Below are 15,773 nucleotides of genomic sequence, written 5' to 3' on the forward strand. Positions count from 1 at the left end.
TCGCGCGTGACCGGCGCCGCGCACACCACGGAGCCCCTGTGCACACCTATGACTACACACTGCACGGCACAGTCGCGCCGAAGCTAGTGGAAGCGGCGCTGGCCCCCTTCCTCCAATACTGCCGCACCAGCTACGCGAAAGCGCTGCAACGCCGGCAACTGTGCGTGACCGAGACCTAACTCCAGTTGGCCCTGGATTTCGCCGGCTACTACGGCCCGGTGGCCGACCACGAGATAATGCAGCTGCTGGCGGCGCTGCGCGGTATCAGCTGCGGCAACGACTACCTCTTACTGATCATCAACCACGATAGCACCAGCGTGGACCAGGCCTGCACGCCGTTATTTATCGGTAGCCCGGAGCAATTGGCCACCGCGCAGCTGCGCTATGGCATTTGCGCATTGCGGGCTTAGGCAGAACCCATCATCGGCGGCGACGCGATCGACCGGGTGGAGACACACATTCTCGGACTGGCAAGCCACCCGCATCCGGCCGGCGACACGGGACTCGCCACGCGCAGCCCCAGCCAGAAACCGGGATGAGCGAGTTCGCCACCGACGACCGGACCAGCCGCCTGCACCCAAACCGCTGCTGCAAGGTGATGGCGTCACGGTCTGCATGGTTTTCAACAGCCACGCCGGCTATCTGGACTGGATGGAATGTAAAGCGGATGTCGGCCTGGGCGGCCGCTTGCGGAAAACGCTACTGGCGGATTCCCGCCCCTGGACTCGGCACCGTTTGCCGGTACTGCTTCGGCCATGATGGCGCCACACCGATCGTCCGGCTCAGCGACGGCGGCATCACCGGCGCCGAGACGATCGACAGTCCATACGGCCCGGCAGGACGCGCGCCCACCCGACTGATCAGACCATGACCGTGTCCGAAAAATATTCCACCACCAACCCAGCGTCACCGTGCTCCCGACATTATGCAACGTAGGAGCGCACCGAGGCGTTCAGACCTGCACGCCGTTCAACTCGCTGTTATCGAGATAGGCAAACTGTCGTGCCAGATCGTTGAGCAAACCATCGCCCGGCGCGGTATCGCCACGGCCGGCGGCTTCCAGAGCTGCTGCAATCTTCGCGAGAAGGTCCAACTTCTGCATCGACGTGAAGACCGCGGACCCGTTGACATGACGGGTATGCACATCTTTCGGGGGGAAGGCGTTGTCATCCAGGATGACCTCGAATGCCGACTTCACAGCCGTTTCGAGGCTGCTTTGCGCTATACATTCGGCAATCGCATCAGTACGTCATATACAACCGGGAAATCGACCGTGTTAGCCATGAAATTCCTCCTGAGTCCACTGCCGGCGGCGCCACTTGGCGCGCGCACAGCCTACCGACCCGGCGCTGCAAAGGTGGGGAACGCATGCCGGCGCCGCTACCCTTCCATCTCCGACAGCGGCCACCGCCGACCAGTGACATTCATTGCCGCCATCGGCCGAACTCAAGCGACACGACATCAGTGTCTACCTGGAAACGAGCGGCAACTGCTACGCCGCCGACTGAACGCTCGGGCTTGGGTGTGGCTCATGGTCGTAGGCTAGTCCGTGGCTCCACGCTGCGGAGCCGGGCCGGTGAAGCTTCATACCGATGTACAGCGGGCCGGGCAAATTCATGGCGTGGCCTGCCAGCTTTGCGACGGACGCCTGATTCGCATCCGCCCATTCCTGGGCTGCATGTTTGCTCTCGAACGCATGTTTTCGTCGGTGATGAAGGAACAGAAACCGCTGCCTGCCCTTCCCAGTATACCTGCCCGATGAATGCACTCAAGCGTTTTTACCTTGGTCTTCCAAAATCTCCCGAATGAATTTCCACGCAACACCGTCCAGCTCCCGGAAGCCTTTGGCATCGGATGGTAGCAGCCAGTTGTCAAGGCAGCGGGTAGTCGAACCGATACGTGCGGCAAACTCGTCTGGGGTCATGTCCAGGGTCGACATCGCAGCGCGCAGAAACTCCTGCTGGGCAATGGGGCGGTCAGTCATGGTGTCGTCGATCAAGTGTGCTCGTGAGTATCATAGCGCATCCGGCACCAGCCGGCGCTGCGCGCCGCGTACAGCACGAGCCTTCGCCTGTCGTCACGGGCAATGCGGCTTGTGGCGACGGCGCTGCGCATGCGTTGAGGTCCCACCACACCAACGGGCACGCGCTGTGCCGAAGCCACACCGCCCTCTGCTGTTTCACTGGCCCATCCGCGCGGCGAGGGCGCACGGTCGATGCCTTCCGTACTTGCCGAAGGTTGCCTGCTTGGCCGCATGGCGTCACATGGCACCGGCGCCGGCAAACGCCGTCCAACCGTATTTTGAGGGAGGCTGCCATGTCCACCCCGATGACCATTGATGAAGCCAATTCCTGGTTGGCGCTCCACGACTGGGGCGACATGATCCGGCTCTCGCTGGGGGATGGCGCCGAGGCGCGCGACAGGTGGCTCAACAGCGTCAACGCCATGCGACGAGCGTTCGAACCGGATTGCCCCGGATGCGGCCTGCGGGTGCTGTCCAAGCGCCTTGCGCTGCGCCGCAACGGCGCCGGCACGGTACTGCTGGCGCGCGCCATCTGCGAACACTGCCAGACCGAGTTCTACGTCGACCAGAACGGCAACGAAGTCGCAGTGTAGATACCCCGGGTGCGTTCCGGGCCTTGAGGGGGCGGCCGGCCACAGAGCCGCCCAGGTTGACGCTGCGGCGGTGGCCAGTAGCATGAGAAACCGAAAGCGTCTGCAGGACAACCTCGGACTACACCACGCCGCGCACCGGCATCGCCGCCGCCGGCTGGCCACTGGACGCGGCCAGTACCGGGCCTACCATGGATACATCTGTCACCCCATGGAGAAACGCGATGCTATTTCAAGAACTGTACGCGCTGGCCTGCCGCAGCACCCTGTCGATGCTGGTCGATGCCAATGCCGACACCGGCCTGATGACTATCAGCGTGCGACCGCAGCCCAAGGGCGGTCACGCTGCCTGCGCGACGTGCGAACCGCTGACCCTGACCGCCACCCCTGCCGAATTCGACACCGGCTTTGCCGGCGCCTTCGCCACCTACCGCACCGTGCTCGGTAGCTTGCAGGCGCAGGCCGACGCCGCCGCCGAGCAACTACGCAGCAAGTCTGCCAAGCCAACGGCCAAGCCGACAACTCGGCACCTGCCGGGCACGGAAGCCGCTCCTACCAAAGCAGACTGGCACGTGCAGGACGGCGACGTGCACGGCCAAGCCGGCCAAGCCGGCCAGCAACCTGCCGCATTGCCGGTCAAGGCGCCTGTGGCGCCGGCTCAACCCAGCCTGTTCGACTAGGAGAACGCCATGCCCATTGAAATCGAAGCCACCCGTCGCGTGCTGCGCTACAACGGCGTGACGCTGACCGATCTGCCCGGCCATACGCTGGAGGACATGCGCAAGCTGCACGCGCTGCAGTTCCCGGAACTGCTGAACGCCGACGTCGAGCTCGAGCCGGTGGTCAACGGCGAACAGGAGGTAACGTTCCGCCGCACCGTGGGGACCAAGCAATGAGCCCCGCATCGTTCGTGCGTCGCCTGCAACGCAGCCCAGCGTTGACAGGCGCGGACCCGGTGGTGCAGCTGGCGCAGGCGTGCCACGACGACATCAGCCAGCGATATGCCCGGTGTCTGGTGCAGCTGGCCGACGCCACCCTGAGCGAGCGCGCGCCAGAGCAACGCTTCCAGCGCATCCTGCCGCCATCCCGACTGTTGGCGCCGCTGCCATGAACAGCCTGTCGCTGCCGCGCATCGGCGCCGACATACCGCCGCAGCTGGTGCCGCTGCACGAGCACCGGCGGGAAGCGGAACTGGCGCTGTACTTCGCCAAGTCTGGCGTCCTGCGAGGCAAGTCCTTGCCGGACCGCTGGGACTCGCCGCTGCAGGCGATAGAGAGCACCCTGCAACGCTGGCTGGGCGAGCAGCTGGGCGCGCTGCAGTGTCTGGCACCGGCCTTCAGCCTGGAACTGGGCGGCAGGTACGATGGCGAAGGGGAGGACTTGATCGCCACCTGTTACGCCACCAGCGCGCCGGTGTGGCACATCGGCCCGGGCGCGGCCCGCCTTGAACAGCTGGCGCCGGGGCTGGGCGCCACCGCGATCGCGCTGCTGTACGGGCAGTGGACTTATCCGCTGTTCACGCCGGTCCATGCATTCGAGGAGGCCAGCTACCTGTGCTGGCAGGGTGGCGACGACGAGCAGGACGCGCTGAAGGAATGCACCAACGACGAGCAGCGCGCCGATCTGCTGGAGAGCATCGTCACGCGCGCCCAATTCGACGCCGCCTACCCTGCGTGGGTCAGCCACCCCGACGACGCACAGCTGTCGATGCGCGCGCTGGTGAGGCTGGCCAAGGAGGGCGGGCCCGCAGCGCCGCACGCCGCGCAGCTGCGCCGGCTGAAGTCGGCGCAGCTGCGCCTGACCGCGCGACAGCGACAAGCGTATGCAAGCGCGGAGGCGCCGCTGAACGACGACGAGGACGGCGACTACGGCTCGTTCGCCGGCTACGGCGGCAAGCTGATATGGCATGAGGATGACCCGACGCTGCGCCTGTTCGACATGCAGGATCACCTGACCTTGCAGGGCGACTGCCACGACTGGATCAGCCGCAGCCGCTGCTCGCTCGATCACCCGGCCCAGCTGGGCCAGTGGTACCGCCAACTTCAGTTGCACCTGCAAGTGATGCGCCAGCTCGACGCCTTGCTGGCCGGGCTGTTGGCCTGATACTGGAAGCTCACACGGAGGACCGATATGGACCCGATACCATTTGCCATCAGCACCAACCGCGAACAGTCGCTGCCGCTTCGGCGCGCGATCCTGCTGTACCAACATGGCGGCGGCAGCAGCGCCACCGTGCACGATATCGCCACCGTCGATGGCGTTTCCACCATCCTGCCCGGCTGCGCGGTGCACAGCGGCGCCGTGCATGCGCTGGCCAGCGCCCTGGGCGAACGCGCAGAACCGGCCGGCTTTCTGCCGCCGGAACTGCTGTGGCACGATGGCCGGCAGCTGCTCTGGTGGCTGCCGCCGGGGCGCCGCCACATCGTCTTCCGGGTGCCGGAATTCGGCGGCGACCGCCACGGCGTGCTGCCCCATCCGGGCTTGGTGTTCCACGCCTCGCCGCAACGCTGGATGGCGTGGGCGGTCAAGGGCGGCGCCCGGCCGACGCCGCTGACCGCGCTGTGGCGCGCGCCGTATTTCAACGTGCATCTGGAGGGCGACATTTGCGCCGGCACCGGCGAGGTGCCGCAGCACTACGGCGTCGATGCGCTGGACGACTGGAACCACGCCTTCTTCGGTTCCGCGTTCAGCCACCTGACCGACAAGGAACCGCTGGTGGCATACGAGCAGGGTCCCGGTTCGTTCTGGCTGGCGATGCTGGGCGGCGCGTGGGACCGCTTTCCGCAGAAGGTGCTGGTGCCCTCGGTCGCCGGGACCGTGGGCGAACAGCTGGCACGGCTGGTGGGGGCGCGCGGTGGACGGCGCTGACTTGGAGCCGGCGCCGCAGCCGGACCCGCGCGACGCGCTGCTGCACGGGCAATGCCCGGTGCTGCCGGTGCCGCGCTTCACACCGTTCCTCCCGCTGGCCCGGCCCGGCCAGCGCATGCTGCTGGCGTCGAACGGCCTGTTCATCGAGGCCCGTACCGCCGCGCTGTACGCGCTGCAGCGCGCCGGCGCCGTGGCGCCTGGACTGTCGCTGCCGTAGGGCGCATTGCGGCCGCAGCTGGAGCTGGCCTGCGGGCGCCTGCCGCGCACGCTCATCGGCCGCTTCGTCGACGCCGCGCGCGCGGCGGCGCCGGCAGAACTGGCCGGCGCGCTGGTGTACGACCCGCACGCCGGCCAGCTGCAACTGGTGCTGCACACCAGCGTGTGCGCCCACGCGGGGCAGGTCGCATACCGGCTGGCGCCGCTGGCGCCGCAGCAGCTGGTGGTGCTGGACCTCCACAGCCACGGCCACGGCCCGGCCTACTTCTCGGCCGGGGACGACCGCGACGACCGCGGAATGTGCCTGGCGATGGTGGTGGGCGACCTGCAACGCGGGCAGCCCAGCGTGGCGTTCCGGCTGTGCCTCAACGGCCTGCTGCTGGCGCTGCCGCACCCGTGGCAGGAAGCGCGCGGCACTGGCGCCGGCGCCGGCGCCGGCGCGGGCGATACTGGTAGCTCAACTGACCCAGCTAAGGAGATTCCACCATGGAGCATCTACTGAACGGCCGGCTGCTGCAGAAGCGCATCGCCGTGCACCTGATCGGCGTCGGCGGCGGCGGCGCGCAGATGGCTGGCTGTCTGGCCCGGCTCGATATTGCGCTGCGCGCCCAAGGCCACCCGCACGGCCTGAGCGTGTGCGCCTGGGACCCCGCCAAGGTGCGCGCCGCCAACGTTGGCCGGCAGGTCTACAGCCCGTCCGATATCGGCCAGTACAAGGCCATCGTCACCATCGAGCGCCTCAACCAGTTCTACGGCTTGAACTGGCGCGCGGTGCCGGAAACTGCCGCCCTCGCATGGGACCGCCACGCCGGCGCGCCCGATATCATCATCAGCTGCGTGGACACGCGGGCGGCCCGGCGCCACATCCACCAGCGCCTGTTCGACCAGCCGCATGGCGTGTCCTACTGGCTGGACCTCGGCAACCGCGAGGCCGACGGACAGGTCTGGCTGGGCCAGCCGCCGCGCACCGGCGTTGACCCGGCGTGGCGGCTGCCCTGCATCACCGAACTGTACCCGGAGATACTGGAGCCTCGGCCGGACGAGGACGCGGCGCCGTCGTGTTCGCTGCGCATGGCGCTGGCCTCGCAAGGCCTGTTCGTCAACGACATGGCGGTGCGCTACGGCGCCCAACTGCTGTACCGGCTGTTCTCGACAGGAAGGCTGGCCCAGCACGCGGCACTGTTCAACCTCGACAGCCTGTGCAGCGCGGGGCTGGCGGTGGACCGCGCCACCTGGCTGCGCTTCGGCGTGGAGCGCCCCGCGCCGCCGGAGCCGGTCAGCGCCCCGGCGCCAGCGCCTGCAGCAGCTGCTGCGCTGCCGTAGGCTGCGGCGCCAGCGGCGCGGCGGCCACGTAGCGGCCCGGCCCGGCCCGCCCCATCGTCCGCCAGTGCCGCTTCAGCGCCTGCTCACAGCGCAGCGGCAGCACCGCGAACCGGCTGCCGCGCCCATCGCCTGCCACGCTGACCAGCAGTTGGCAGCGCACGCTGCCGGCCGGCGCGCTGGCCAGCCAGTCGGCATCGGGCAACACCAGCCAGGATGGACGGCGCGCCGACGGCGGCAGCGACACCCACGCGGCCAGCGCTGCCCCGCCGCGCGCCTGGTCGAGCAGCGCATCGTCGGAGGGGAACAACGGGCTTCCGTACGCCACGACCAAGCGGTAGCGGCCATCCTGGCGGAGCGCGGCCAGGCGCTGCGTCACCCACGCCACAGCCTGAGGCGCCGCCAGGCCGCTGCGCAGCGTTGCCGTTTCCGCCGGCGCGGCCAGCACCGGCGCAGCATGCGCGCGCGGCGGGGCCTGCCGCCACAGCAGAACCGCAACGACCCCGGCCAGCAGCACCGCCAGCAGCCGCCGTCCCCAGACCCTCGCCGGAAGGGCCGGCCGCGCCCCTGGCCCCTGGCATGGCTGCGCGCGCACAGGCGCCGCCGGCCGGGCCGGCATCACGCCATCGGCCAGCAATGCCAGCAGCCGTTCGCCGCTGACCAGCGTCACCCGGCTGCCGCGCAGCGCAGGATACAGCGCACGCCCGCTGCGGCCGGTGTGCACAAACCAGCCGCCGGCGACGCGCTGCGCTGCCACCAGCGCAGCGAACTGCTGCAGGTGCGCCAGCGCCACGTGTTCGCGGTAGCGCTTGACCTGCACCAGATGCCAGCCGCTGCCGCGTATCCACACCCGCCCGTCTATCCCGCCGTCACCGCTATAGGAACGGTTGCGCAATACCGGAGCGCCGCCTGCCTCGCACGCGGACAGCACCACTTCCTCCACGCACAGCGGATCGACCTGGCGCAGGTAGGCCAGCCGGCGTGCCTGCCGGCCGTCGCCGTCCAAGCAGCGCAGCGCGTGCAGCACCTTGCGTGATTGGCGGATACGACGGCGGTGCGCGGGCCGGTCCAGCAGCCGCAGCCAGTTGCAGCAGCGCGAGGACGCGCCCACCAGCCAGCGCAGCACGGCACTCATACGGCCTCCGGTTGATCTAGCGGTGCGCGCGCCTGCCGGGGCGACCCCAGATAGGCCCCTGAGATCTGCGGGCGCGCATGCCCCAGCTGGCGCGCCACCTCCTTGTACGCCTCCAGCATGGCATCCGCGTCGATCCCAACCCCGCCGCGCACCGGGGCCGGCATACCGGTCAGTTCGAAGTACAGGTCGTTGGCGAACTGGTGCCGCAGCCCATGGCTGGTCGTCCCCAACTGCGCGCGCGTCAACCCAGCACGGCGCATCACGTACTTGAAGCGCTCCAGCGCCTGCTTGAGGGTCAGGCCGGGGCGGCCGATGTGGTCGCCGGGATGGCGCGCCAGCGCTTGCGCCGCCGCCAGTGCGGCGCGCTGCTCGTCGCTGCGCACGGCGGTGTAGCGCAGCCGTCCGCCCTTGGTGCCGCGCTTGACGCGCACGAAACTGACGTAGCCGGCGCCGGCATCGGCGTTGGGCGGCAAGGCCCACGCCGGCACCTCGGCCAACTGCGGGCAGAACATCACCGCTTCCTTGCGCCGCAGGCCGAAGGCCCACATCAGTTGCAGTTGCACGCCCACCCACGGGTCGAGCGCGGCCACCCGAGCCAGCACGGCGCCGGTGTCGGCCTCCCCTGCGCTCAAGCTATGGTCATGTTCTGCCGCCTGGTGCCGCTGCACCAGCGCGCGCTGTTCCGGGCCGACGTAGGCGTGCGCCGCCTGCACCAGTCCCGGCTTGCCGATCCAGCCGGCGAACACCCGCAGGAAGCTCAGTTGCTGCTGGATGTAGGCCGCGCTGCTGGCGCGTGGCGGCGGGGCGTGCGGAGTGGCAGGCGGCGCGCCGGGCGGCGGCTCCAGCCCGCACCAGTGGTGCACCAGGTGGCGCACATGGCGCCCCCCCAGCGCCGCCGGTCCCAGTTGGTAGCCCAGTTGCCGCAACAGCCGGAAACTGCGAAACAGGCTGGCGGCGCGCGCCTCCATGGTTCGGTGCGACACGACCTTGCCGCGCACGCCGTGCTGGGCGTTGTGCGCCTTGAGCAGCAATTGCAGTTCGCCCTTCCAGTTCGGGTTGGCGCTCATGATGGGCGGGCGCGCTGGCGCGCGGCAGGTTGGGGCGTGCGGGCGCGGCGCGCGGCAGGCCGGGTGGTCGGTGCGGTTAGCATGCTGGTTCTCCGTTGCTTAGGCTGTACAGGCGCGCGCGGACAGCGGCGGTCGCTGCGCGCACGGCGCCGCCGGGGCCGGACTACGCGCCCGGCGCGCGGCCCTGGGGCGCCGGGGAGTGGATACGGGTGAGCCGCCGAACGGCCGGGTAGCGTCAAAATGTGCAACTGGCAGCCCGGCGGATTTCGCCACACGGACTGTCCCTGCCCGCAGGCAGGTCGCGGCGCCGAAGCGCCGTCAGGGCCGCACGTCGCGGCTCCTGGAGCGGGAAAACGGGTGTGCCGTTCCACCGTAGCTATCCCCGGCCCTACCACCAGGCCGACTACGGATACGTGCTGGCGACCGCCAGCGGTGCCTCAAGGGCACGCGCTGCCGGGCCACGCGGTGAAGCGTGGAGGCGCACGTCTGGAACGGGGGCTTTGAAAGCGTGGGTACTTAACGCCGCTCGTGGCGGCGTGCGCAGGCGGTCTGGCCGCATGCACGGCTTGGGGACGGACACCGCCTCTGGGGCTGGCGTCGGTGCGGACCCGCTGCGCTCTAGGCGCACGCGGGCATGAGCGCGACCAGTGGCGGTCGCGTGCGCGTATCAGCCCGGCCGCAGCTGGAAAACAGCGCGGCGGGGCCAGGGGGCATGGCGGCGTGGCGCTCGGGGCGTACACGCGGGCATGCGGGCATGCGGGGCAAGACTGTGCGTGCCATCCAGGGGACGGCGCGCGGGGCGACTCGGCGCCTGTGCGGCGCGGGTACTACGGTTATGCACCGGCGGGCCGGTGTTAATGCAGGTCTCGGCTGCGTCGCCACTTCGGGGCAGGTTCCCCAGGAAAATGGATCCCTCAGACGGTGTCAGCGTAGTACAGCGCGGCGCGCGCGTCAAGCAGGGTGGCCGCGCGACAGTGGGTAATTGCTCGACAATTGATCGGGGCATCGTCGCGATGCCGAGCGGCCCCCTTGACGCGGCGCGGAAGTGGGTTACCTCTGAGGTGAATCGGAATTGAAGCGGGCCGCGCGCCCGCGACACAACTCGTTGCCGTTTACGTGCCGGGCAGCGTTGGCTGCCGGCGGCACCCATGCCGGAACACCTGCGGCGGTACCCCAGCACGACTCCACTACGGCCGCTGCCCGCGCGCAGGCAAATGAAATCGTTCTCGGTGGGCTCGCAGCGCGCATAGTGCGGGTGGAACGACCGACATTCAAGGTGCCGCCACTGCGATCGGCAATGGACCTGTCCCCGGCGCATCCGCCTGGTGCGCTGCCTTAAGCAGCACAGGAAGATCCGGTTGCAATCCCGCCAGCAGACCAGGGGCCACCCGCTACCGCAGGCCCGGCGATCGCAACGTCTGCCACCAGGCAGAAACGCATCGGTTCTCCGGTCGGCCGCAGTCATTGCGCCGCCACCCTGCGGGAAATTTACCTATGAACTCGAACAGTGCTCGGGTCAACAGCAGCAATCAATCCGCATACAAATCGCAAGCGCTGGCAGGGCACTGCCCGGTGCGCGGCACATAACGGAATCAGGAGCATTCCTACTGGGTTTGCGGCGAAATCCTATGTATAAACCCCGCTCAGCTCCCTAGACTGGATCTATCATTTTTCAACCAGGAGCCTACCATGTCTAGCATCGTACGCGCCGTGGATGTCGGCCGCGGCAACACCAAATACACAACCGGTAACGTAGGCAGCCAAATCAGCTGCGCGATGTTTCCGTCCATTGCGCATGCCACCGAACCACAGCGCGCGCGTGCCGCCGACACCGAGCGCGACACCGTGCTGGTGGCGGTGGAGCGGCTGGTGTACGAGGTCGGGCCGGAGATTCATCTTGGCGCCCAGCCGTACAACGCCCAGGTGCTGCAGCACGACCGCTACACGGAAGCGCCGGAGTATCTAGCCCTGATACTCGGGGCCCTGCACTACATGCAGTGCCCGGCGATCGATCTGCTGGTGGTGGGCTTGCCCGTCGCCAGCAGCAAGCACAGCAATGTCGTCTCGTCGCTCGAATCGCGCCTGGCCGGGCCGCACGCGCTCGCGGACGGCCGGAAGGTCGACGTGCGCGCTGTGAAGGTCTTGCCCCAGCCTGCGGGCGCCATCATGTTTGTGGCGAAGAGCCAGGACCGACTGGAAGCGCTCCTTGCACAGAAAACACTGGTGATCGATCCCGGCCACCGCACCTTCGACTGGCTGTTCTGCCACGGCATGCGCCAGGTCGAGCGCCGCAGCAACTCGCTGCCGCGCGGGATGTACGACGTCCTGCTAGCCATCTCAGAGGCTATCAGCGCCAACGTCGGCACCCAATTCCGCGACTTCGACGCGATCGACCGGGCCTTGCGCGGTGGACCGAAGCCGGTAATCTTCCAGAAGGAATATGACATCGGACGACACCTCAAGTTGGCCGGCAAAGTGGCCGAGCAGGCGGTAGCTGAGATGCTGCACTACGTTGGCGACGCCAGCGACATCCTCAACATTTTGCTTGTGGGGGGAGGCGCCTTTTTCTACCTCAAGGCGGTGAAGAAGGCATTCCCGCGCCATCGCATCGAGGAAGTGGCCGACCCGGTGTTTGCCAACGTGCGAGGGTTCCACCTGGCCGGCGTCGAACTGGTACGCACTGGCCTGGCGGGGCGCATCGGGGAGCCACAGCATGAGCCAGACCTTACGAATCAATCTGGAGTTGCAGCGCATGGACAACCCCGCGTTATATGACGATCTCGCGGCCTTTCCCAAAGGGCCGCGGCGGGTCAACCGGCTGCGAACCCTCGCGCACGAAGGCTTGCTATCGCAGCGCCAGTCTTCAGCGCCCAACCAACGCCCGCCCTCTACGGAGGCCGGCGGCGACGCCGGCATGAGCGCGGTTGAGCAGCTTTTCGGTGCTCCGCGATCCTGAGGGCGACGCCATGGACAAGCGATCCGCCGACCATGCTGTGGTCTCCGCGTCACAATTGGCGCAAATGGGGACTTGCGAGCGTCTCATGCGCTACGAGCACAGGGGCGGCATGCGTCCCGGGCGCCAACGCACGGCGGCTATCGAGCGTGGCAATGTCGAGCACCGGCGCTTCCACGCAGAAGCCGTGCGCAGCCTGCAGCCGCCGCAAGCCTCCCTGCCCGGCAAGCCGTGGTGCTTCGTCGCCACCATGCTCTACGGCCCTGACGATCCCGCGACCGAGGTGCTGCGCCGATTCCGTGACGCGCTGCTGCGCCCCACCATCATGGGCCGTGCACTGATACGTCTCTACTATCGGCTGTCACCCGATTTGTGCCGGCTCATGCAACGGCACCCGCGCCTGCTGCCGCCGGTTCGGCTTGGCGTTGCGACGGCGGTATGGCTTGCGGAAGCCGTGCTCGACCGCCACAACGGGAGACGCCCATGATGGCGAGCGCGATCCTCGTCCTGATCGCGGCCGTTCTGGTACTGCTGCAGTACCGCGGCAGGCGCAGCGCCGATCCCGGTGCCGGCATGCCGCGCGAGCTGCGCAATGCCACCATTGCCTATTCAGAAAAATTGTTCGAGACGATGACTCCGTTCCACCTGGTGGCCAGGGTGGACCGGGTCTACCGCATCGGTAACATGCACTACCTGCTCGAACTGAAGACCCGCGTGCGCCACAGCATCTACCCGAACGACATCATTGAATTATCAGCGCAACGGTTGGCGATCACGGCATCCACCGATCTCCAAGTCAGCGGCACCGGATACGTGGCCACCCAGGTCGACGGCGAGCGCCGGTTCCACCGCGTGAATCTGCTCTCCGGCGATCAGCTGGTCGCGCTATACCAACGGCGCCGCGCTATCCTGGACGGAACCATTGAACCCGCCTGCAACGATGGCTATGCGCTGTGCGCCAAGTGCAGCTATCGCGCCGAATGCGAGCCGGGAGCGCGCGCTGTACGACACCGGCTGCACCAGGCGTCTGGTCGTCCCGGCCACAGCCGCTCTCAGGGTTGAGGCCCGCTCTGCAGAGAACCATACAACCACACCGGCGTCTAAAGATCGACTGTCACTAACCAAACCGCTCCGAAAGATACTACATGGTCACCATCAAATCCATATTTGTCGCCACAGCAGTCCTGGCCTTGCACTGGCTGGCTTACCGAGACCCGATGCTCGCGCTTATCGCCGTCGTTGTCGGCTTGCCGACGTTTTTGATGATGGCCCTTCAGGCACACGACGACCCCAGCGACGAAGAGGTCGCCGATTTCCTGCACGGTAGAACGACCAGGCGTTCGCTGGCGGCCGGACAGGATTTTTTTGATCATTCGTTGGTCGACTTCCACGCCGATGATCGGTATGACGGCACCATGCGCCATAACCCCATGAACGCTTACTATTCCAGCCTGACCGAGTGGGGCGGAAATCCCGAGTAGTGCGGTTCCCGACCCGCTCTTCGCTTACCGATGGCCCCGAACAAGCGTGGCGGCATGCCGTATTAGGCCGGCCGCACGCGTGTATCAGTTAGGCTGCGCATCATCCGCCTACCCACTTGGATCTGCAACCACAAGGGAGAAAGTTGATGCTGCACGAATATTCGGAATGGCTACTGATCATGCTGGCTTTGGTACTGTCGGGCTTGGACGCATACGCTCTACGTCAGGTTCTCAGCTCGCCCTTCTACACTTCCGGGCAACGCTGGGCGCAGGCCGCACTGGTTCTGCTCATCCCGCTGATCGGCGCGACGCTGGTCATCTACATGGCGCGGCATGAGCTGCCCAGCGACGGCACCTGGCCGGTCGACCACATGGGCGACATCGATCCCACCTGCAGTGTTGTGGACTACCATGGCCGAGCCGGTCCGTGCGCAATGTGGGGCCCACGTTCTGTCGACACGCGCTGTCCGCATGCGCTGCAGTTTCCGCCACGGGCGGACACGCGCCCAGGCTTGACCGGAACGCGCGTGTCGGGTCAAATGATGTTCACTCCGCTTCCGCGCGCGACAGCTGGCAGACACGGCTTCTTCGATGTTCAAATGTGATGGCGCTACTAAATCCAATGAAGGATATTGCGAACCGTTCGCCGGTTTGGGCGGCCATGACGGAATTCTTCCGCGACACGGCACTCACCGATCGAGATATCTCCCACATCGCGAAGATCTGCGCTGCTTCACCCTATTCCGTCGATGAGTTGGAGTGGATAATGTTCACCGAAGTCTGGCCCGCTTTCTTGCCAAACCTCATGGCGATAGCAGGCGAATGGGCGGGTTGGGATGAAGATTTCATCCGAGGGCGCATCCTGGACTGCTACAAGCCTCGCTTCTACTTATCATGGCGACTGAATCCGCTTAAGCGCTACTTTTGCCAGCAATGGCCCTCGGTGGTGCAGCGAGTGAAGCACGTCAGGACAGCAGTCCCATCTTGCGGGCGATAGGGCTTCTGCTGGCACCCGATTTTCCTTCGCTGACGACCATCCCCGTGCCATCATTCGATGTGTTGCCGCACCGACGATTTTTAATGCCGTAACCAAATTCGCCACATCAGGCACGCAGATCTCGTGACGAAAACCGGCTTTGAACAGAATACAGAATGATGAGAAATTTGCTCACAAGGCTACTCCCGGCGCTGTTCCCATCCCGACCTGCCGAGTCCATCCTTCCGGCAGTCAGGAATAGCCGTCAGCTGCACCAGATGCCTGGCGTTCATGCTGCAGGCCTGGGGGGCTACCCTGAGCCTCATGCGGCGATTGATCAACTGCGGCGTAAGGAATGCGGTGAGGAGTTCTGCCGATGGGGCAGCGCGCCATTTTCAGACCACGTCATCCACACGCCCGAAACCTGGAAAGCGTGCGCCCACTTCGCCGACACGCGTCCTCGCCATGTCGTGAGCACACAGTTTCCTGACCTGGTGCACATTCCGATCGTGTCTATCGTTGGAATCGACAATTTCGGCAACTTGGGCGATCCGGCTGAGATCATCACCTTCGGCGACGCCTTGTACGCGGCCCTTCATGGCGCGTCGCTCCTGCCGAGCAGTCTCGACTACCTTTGTTCCGATAGCGTAAAGGGTGATCTGCATCCCTTCTTTCAAGAAATGCCCGAGAAGGATCGCATTTCGGCCGTCAGCCCCAAGTACCATGCGAGGCGAGGCTTAAACTTCAGCCGCTACGGTAGCGGATACATTGCGACCAATGGCAAGCAGCGGACGCTGCTTGCCATGTATGCGATCTGGCAGCGGGAGGGACCTGGCGGCATGCTGCGCAACGTAACGCTCTCCGGCAAGGATGCCTTGTAGACTGTCCCCCGACCCGCGTAGTAGCGCCGGTATCGGTGGTCGGCAGATGGCCGTCGTGGTCTGGTAGCCTTCGGCAGACAGCGCGGCCGCACATGGAACATACTGCCGTACTGAGTGTGATCGCACGGGCGGCCGTCCACTAAGGGGCTGCTGAATGCGGCAGAATTGCGGGTCATTGCAGTGCTTCTGCCCCCGGCCTTGGTCATACGGATCGCTTTGAAAGCCTCCTTGAGCGGTCCTATGGGGCCATTCAGGGCGCCGAC

Annotated in this window: 23 protein-coding genes; 19 read left to right on the top strand and 4 right to left on the bottom strand. The window is 66.7% G+C overall.

Annotated elements, in window-relative coordinates; all coding sequences use genetic code 11:
* Positions 1-38 precede the first annotated feature (38 nt).
* The 3 genes from GEV02_RS33385 (at position 39) to GEV02_RS20635 (ending at position 871) form a co-directional block, all read left to right on the top strand.
* Positions 39-179 carry a hypothetical protein gene (locus GEV02_RS33385; RefSeq protein ID WP_235922874.1) on the top strand — a complete coding sequence of 47 codons (141 nt, stop codon included), beginning with the start codon at positions 39-41 and terminating at the stop codon, positions 177-179.
* 6 nt (positions 180-185) lie between these two features.
* Complete coding sequence (locus GEV02_RS20630; RefSeq protein ID WP_152839859.1) at positions 186-410, top strand: hypothetical protein; 225 nt, start codon at positions 186-188, stop codon at positions 408-410.
* Between the two features lie 125 nt (positions 411-535).
* On the top strand, positions 536-871 hold the full coding sequence (locus GEV02_RS20635) for a hypothetical protein (protein WP_152839860.1): 336 nt from the start codon (positions 536-538) through the stop codon (positions 869-871).
* A gap of 81 nt (positions 872-952) precedes the next feature.
* Here GEV02_RS20635 and GEV02_RS20640 read toward each other — a convergent pair whose 3' ends face one another.
* Both GEV02_RS20640 and GEV02_RS20645 read right to left on the bottom strand, forming a co-directional pair.
* Positions 953-1,198, bottom strand: a complete 246-nt coding sequence (locus GEV02_RS20640) for a hypothetical protein (RefSeq protein ID WP_152839861.1) — start codon at positions 1,196-1,198, stop codon at positions 953-955.
* Between the two features lie 570 nt (positions 1,199-1,768).
* Positions 1,769-1,999: a transcriptional regulator gene (locus tag GEV02_RS20645; RefSeq protein ID WP_235922864.1), complete on the bottom strand. Its 231-nt coding sequence runs from the start codon at positions 1,997-1,999 to the stop codon at positions 1,769-1,771.
* Positions 2,000-2,316: 317 nt separating this feature from the next.
* On the opposite strand from GEV02_RS20645, the gene GEV02_RS20650 reads away from it, so the two are divergent.
* The 9 genes from GEV02_RS20650 to GEV02_RS20690 all read left to right on the top strand — a co-directional run bounded on the left by GEV02_RS20650 (position 2,317) and on the right by GEV02_RS20690 (position 7,020).
* Complete coding sequence (locus tag GEV02_RS20650) at positions 2,317-2,616, top strand: hypothetical protein (protein WP_152839862.1); 300 nt, start codon at positions 2,317-2,319, stop codon at positions 2,614-2,616.
* Between the two features lie 221 nt (positions 2,617-2,837).
* On the top strand, positions 2,838-3,293 hold the full coding sequence (locus tag GEV02_RS20655; protein WP_174999219.1) for a PRTRC system protein E: 456 nt from the start codon (positions 2,838-2,840) through the stop codon (positions 3,291-3,293).
* 9 nt (positions 3,294-3,302) lie between these two features.
* Positions 3,303-3,509: a PRTRC system protein C gene (locus GEV02_RS20660; protein ID WP_152839864.1), complete on the top strand. Its 207-nt coding sequence runs from the start codon at positions 3,303-3,305 to the stop codon at positions 3,507-3,509.
* Positions 3,506-3,724, top strand: coding sequence for a hypothetical protein (locus GEV02_RS20665; protein ID WP_152839865.1), 219 nt, complete (start codon positions 3,506-3,508; stop codon positions 3,722-3,724). Before GEV02_RS20660 ends, GEV02_RS20665 begins: the two co-directional genes overlap by 4 nt.
* Positions 3,721-4,716, top strand: coding sequence for a PRTRC system protein F (locus GEV02_RS20670; protein ID WP_152839866.1), 996 nt, complete (start codon positions 3,721-3,723; stop codon positions 4,714-4,716). Before GEV02_RS20665 ends, GEV02_RS20670 begins: the two co-directional genes overlap by 4 nt.
* A 27-nt stretch (positions 4,717-4,743) precedes the next feature.
* Positions 4,744-5,481, top strand: coding sequence for a PRTRC system protein B (locus tag GEV02_RS20675; protein ID WP_152839867.1), 738 nt, complete (start codon positions 4,744-4,746; stop codon positions 5,479-5,481).
* Positions 5,468-5,698, top strand: coding sequence for a DUF2016 domain-containing protein (locus GEV02_RS20680; RefSeq protein ID WP_152839868.1), 231 nt, complete (start codon positions 5,468-5,470; stop codon positions 5,696-5,698). The genes GEV02_RS20675 and GEV02_RS20680 overlap by 14 nt, the downstream gene beginning before the upstream one ends.
* Before the next feature lie 6 nt (positions 5,699-5,704).
* Positions 5,705-6,199, top strand: a complete 495-nt coding sequence (locus GEV02_RS20685) for a PRTRC system protein A (RefSeq protein WP_152839869.1) — start codon at positions 5,705-5,707, stop codon at positions 6,197-6,199.
* Positions 6,184-7,020, top strand: coding sequence for a PRTRC system ThiF family protein (locus GEV02_RS20690; RefSeq protein WP_152839870.1), 837 nt, complete (start codon positions 6,184-6,186; stop codon positions 7,018-7,020). Before GEV02_RS20685 ends, GEV02_RS20690 begins: the two co-directional genes overlap by 16 nt.
* Here GEV02_RS20690 and GEV02_RS20695 read toward each other — a convergent pair.
* On the bottom strand, positions 6,974-8,152 hold the full coding sequence (locus GEV02_RS20695) for a restriction endonuclease (protein ID WP_152839871.1): 1,179 nt from the start codon (positions 8,150-8,152) through the stop codon (positions 6,974-6,976). The two genes, GEV02_RS20690 and GEV02_RS20695, sit on opposite strands and share 47 nt — an antisense overlap.
* Positions 8,149-9,219 (bottom strand): integrase domain-containing protein, encoded by a 1,071-nt coding sequence (locus GEV02_RS20700; protein ID WP_152839872.1) that lies wholly within the window; start codon positions 9,217-9,219, stop codon positions 8,149-8,151. The genes GEV02_RS20695 and GEV02_RS20700 overlap by 4 nt, the downstream gene beginning before the upstream one ends.
* Positions 9,220-10,908: 1,689 nt before the next feature.
* Between GEV02_RS20700 and GEV02_RS20705 the strand changes: the two genes are divergently transcribed.
* From GEV02_RS20705 to GEV02_RS20735, 7 genes are all read left to right on the top strand, one after another.
* A complete protein-coding gene (locus tag GEV02_RS20705) occupies positions 10,909-11,994 on the top strand; it encodes a PRTRC system protein D (RefSeq protein ID WP_152839873.1) in 1,086 nt (361 codons plus the stop codon).
* A gap of 191 nt (positions 11,995-12,185) precedes the next feature.
* Positions 12,186-12,659, top strand: coding sequence for a CFI-box-CTERM domain-containing protein (locus GEV02_RS20710; RefSeq protein ID WP_174999221.1), 474 nt, complete (start codon positions 12,186-12,188; stop codon positions 12,657-12,659).
* The gene (locus tag GEV02_RS20715) at positions 12,656-13,234 is read left to right on the top strand and encodes a PD-(D/E)XK nuclease family protein (RefSeq protein ID WP_152839875.1); all 579 of its coding nucleotides are present in this window, start codon (positions 12,656-12,658) and stop codon (positions 13,232-13,234) included. The genes GEV02_RS20710 and GEV02_RS20715 overlap by 4 nt, the downstream gene beginning before the upstream one ends.
* An 83-nt stretch (positions 13,235-13,317) precedes the next feature.
* Complete coding sequence (locus GEV02_RS20720) at positions 13,318-13,653, top strand: hypothetical protein (RefSeq protein WP_152839876.1); 336 nt, start codon at positions 13,318-13,320, stop codon at positions 13,651-13,653.
* Positions 13,654-13,799: 146 nt separating this feature from the next.
* Positions 13,800-14,258, top strand: coding sequence for a hypothetical protein (locus GEV02_RS20725; protein ID WP_152839877.1), 459 nt, complete (start codon positions 13,800-13,802; stop codon positions 14,256-14,258).
* Positions 14,258-14,650 carry a DUF7079 family protein gene (locus GEV02_RS20730; RefSeq protein WP_456320531.1) on the top strand — a complete coding sequence of 131 codons (393 nt, stop codon included), beginning with the start codon at positions 14,258-14,260 and terminating at the stop codon, positions 14,648-14,650. Before GEV02_RS20725 ends, GEV02_RS20730 begins: the two co-directional genes overlap by 1 nt.
* 155 nt (positions 14,651-14,805) lie before the next feature.
* Positions 14,806-15,510, top strand: a complete 705-nt coding sequence (locus tag GEV02_RS20735; protein WP_152839879.1) for a hypothetical protein — start codon at positions 14,806-14,808, stop codon at positions 15,508-15,510.
* The last annotated feature ends 263 nt before the right edge of the window (positions 15,511-15,773 follow it).

The sequence above is a fragment of the Rugamonas aquatica genome, assembly GCF_009380215.1.
Lineage (GTDB): Bacteria > Pseudomonadota > Gammaproteobacteria > Burkholderiales > Burkholderiaceae_D > Rugamonas > Rugamonas aquatica_B.

Bases quoted from the DNA above. Each gene is read 5' to 3' on its own strand.
- GEV02_RS20725 (WP_152839877.1), top strand. From the start codon at position 13,800: ATGCTGCACGAATATTCGGAATGGCTACTGATCATGCTGGCTTTGGTA.
- GEV02_RS20650 (WP_152839862.1), top strand. From the start codon at position 2,317: ATGTCCACCCCGATGACCATTGATGAAGCCAATTCCTGGTTGGCGCTC.
- GEV02_RS20665 (WP_152839865.1), top strand. From the start codon at position 3,506: ATGAGCCCCGCATCGTTCGTGCGTCGCCTGCAACGCAGCCCAGCGTTG.
- GEV02_RS20700 (WP_152839872.1), bottom strand. From the start codon at position 9,219: ATGAGCGCCAACCCGAACTGGAAGGGCGAACTGCAATTGCTGCTCAAG.
- GEV02_RS20695 (WP_152839871.1), bottom strand. From the start codon at position 8,152: ATGAGTGCCGTGCTGCGCTGGCTGGTGGGCGCGTCCTCGCGCTGCTGC.
- GEV02_RS20660 (WP_152839864.1), top strand. From the start codon at position 3,303: ATGCCCATTGAAATCGAAGCCACCCGTCGCGTGCTGCGCTACAACGGC.
- GEV02_RS20670 (WP_152839866.1), top strand. From the start codon at position 3,721: ATGAACAGCCTGTCGCTGCCGCGCATCGGCGCCGACATACCGCCGCAG.
- GEV02_RS20720 (WP_152839876.1), top strand. From the start codon at position 13,318: ATGGTCACCATCAAATCCATATTTGTCGCCACAGCAGTCCTGGCCTTG.
- GEV02_RS20730 (WP_456320531.1), top strand. From the start codon at position 14,258: ATGGCGCTACTAAATCCAATGAAGGATATTGCGAACCGTTCGCCGGTT.
- GEV02_RS20710 (WP_174999221.1), top strand. From the start codon at position 12,186: ATGGACAAGCGATCCGCCGACCATGCTGTGGTCTCCGCGTCACAATTG.
- GEV02_RS20635 (WP_152839860.1), top strand. From the start codon at position 536: ATGAGCGAGTTCGCCACCGACGACCGGACCAGCCGCCTGCACCCAAAC.
- GEV02_RS20690 (WP_152839870.1), top strand. From the start codon at position 6,184: ATGGAGCATCTACTGAACGGCCGGCTGCTGCAGAAGCGCATCGCCGTG.
- GEV02_RS20735 (WP_152839879.1), top strand. From the start codon at position 14,806: ATGATGAGAAATTTGCTCACAAGGCTACTCCCGGCGCTGTTCCCATCC.
- GEV02_RS20715 (WP_152839875.1), top strand. From the start codon at position 12,656: ATGATGGCGAGCGCGATCCTCGTCCTGATCGCGGCCGTTCTGGTACTG.
- GEV02_RS20655 (WP_174999219.1), top strand. From the start codon at position 2,838: ATGCTATTTCAAGAACTGTACGCGCTGGCCTGCCGCAGCACCCTGTCG.
- GEV02_RS20705 (WP_152839873.1), top strand. From the start codon at position 10,909: ATGTCTAGCATCGTACGCGCCGTGGATGTCGGCCGCGGCAACACCAAA.
- GEV02_RS20675 (WP_152839867.1), top strand. From the start codon at position 4,744: ATGGACCCGATACCATTTGCCATCAGCACCAACCGCGAACAGTCGCTG.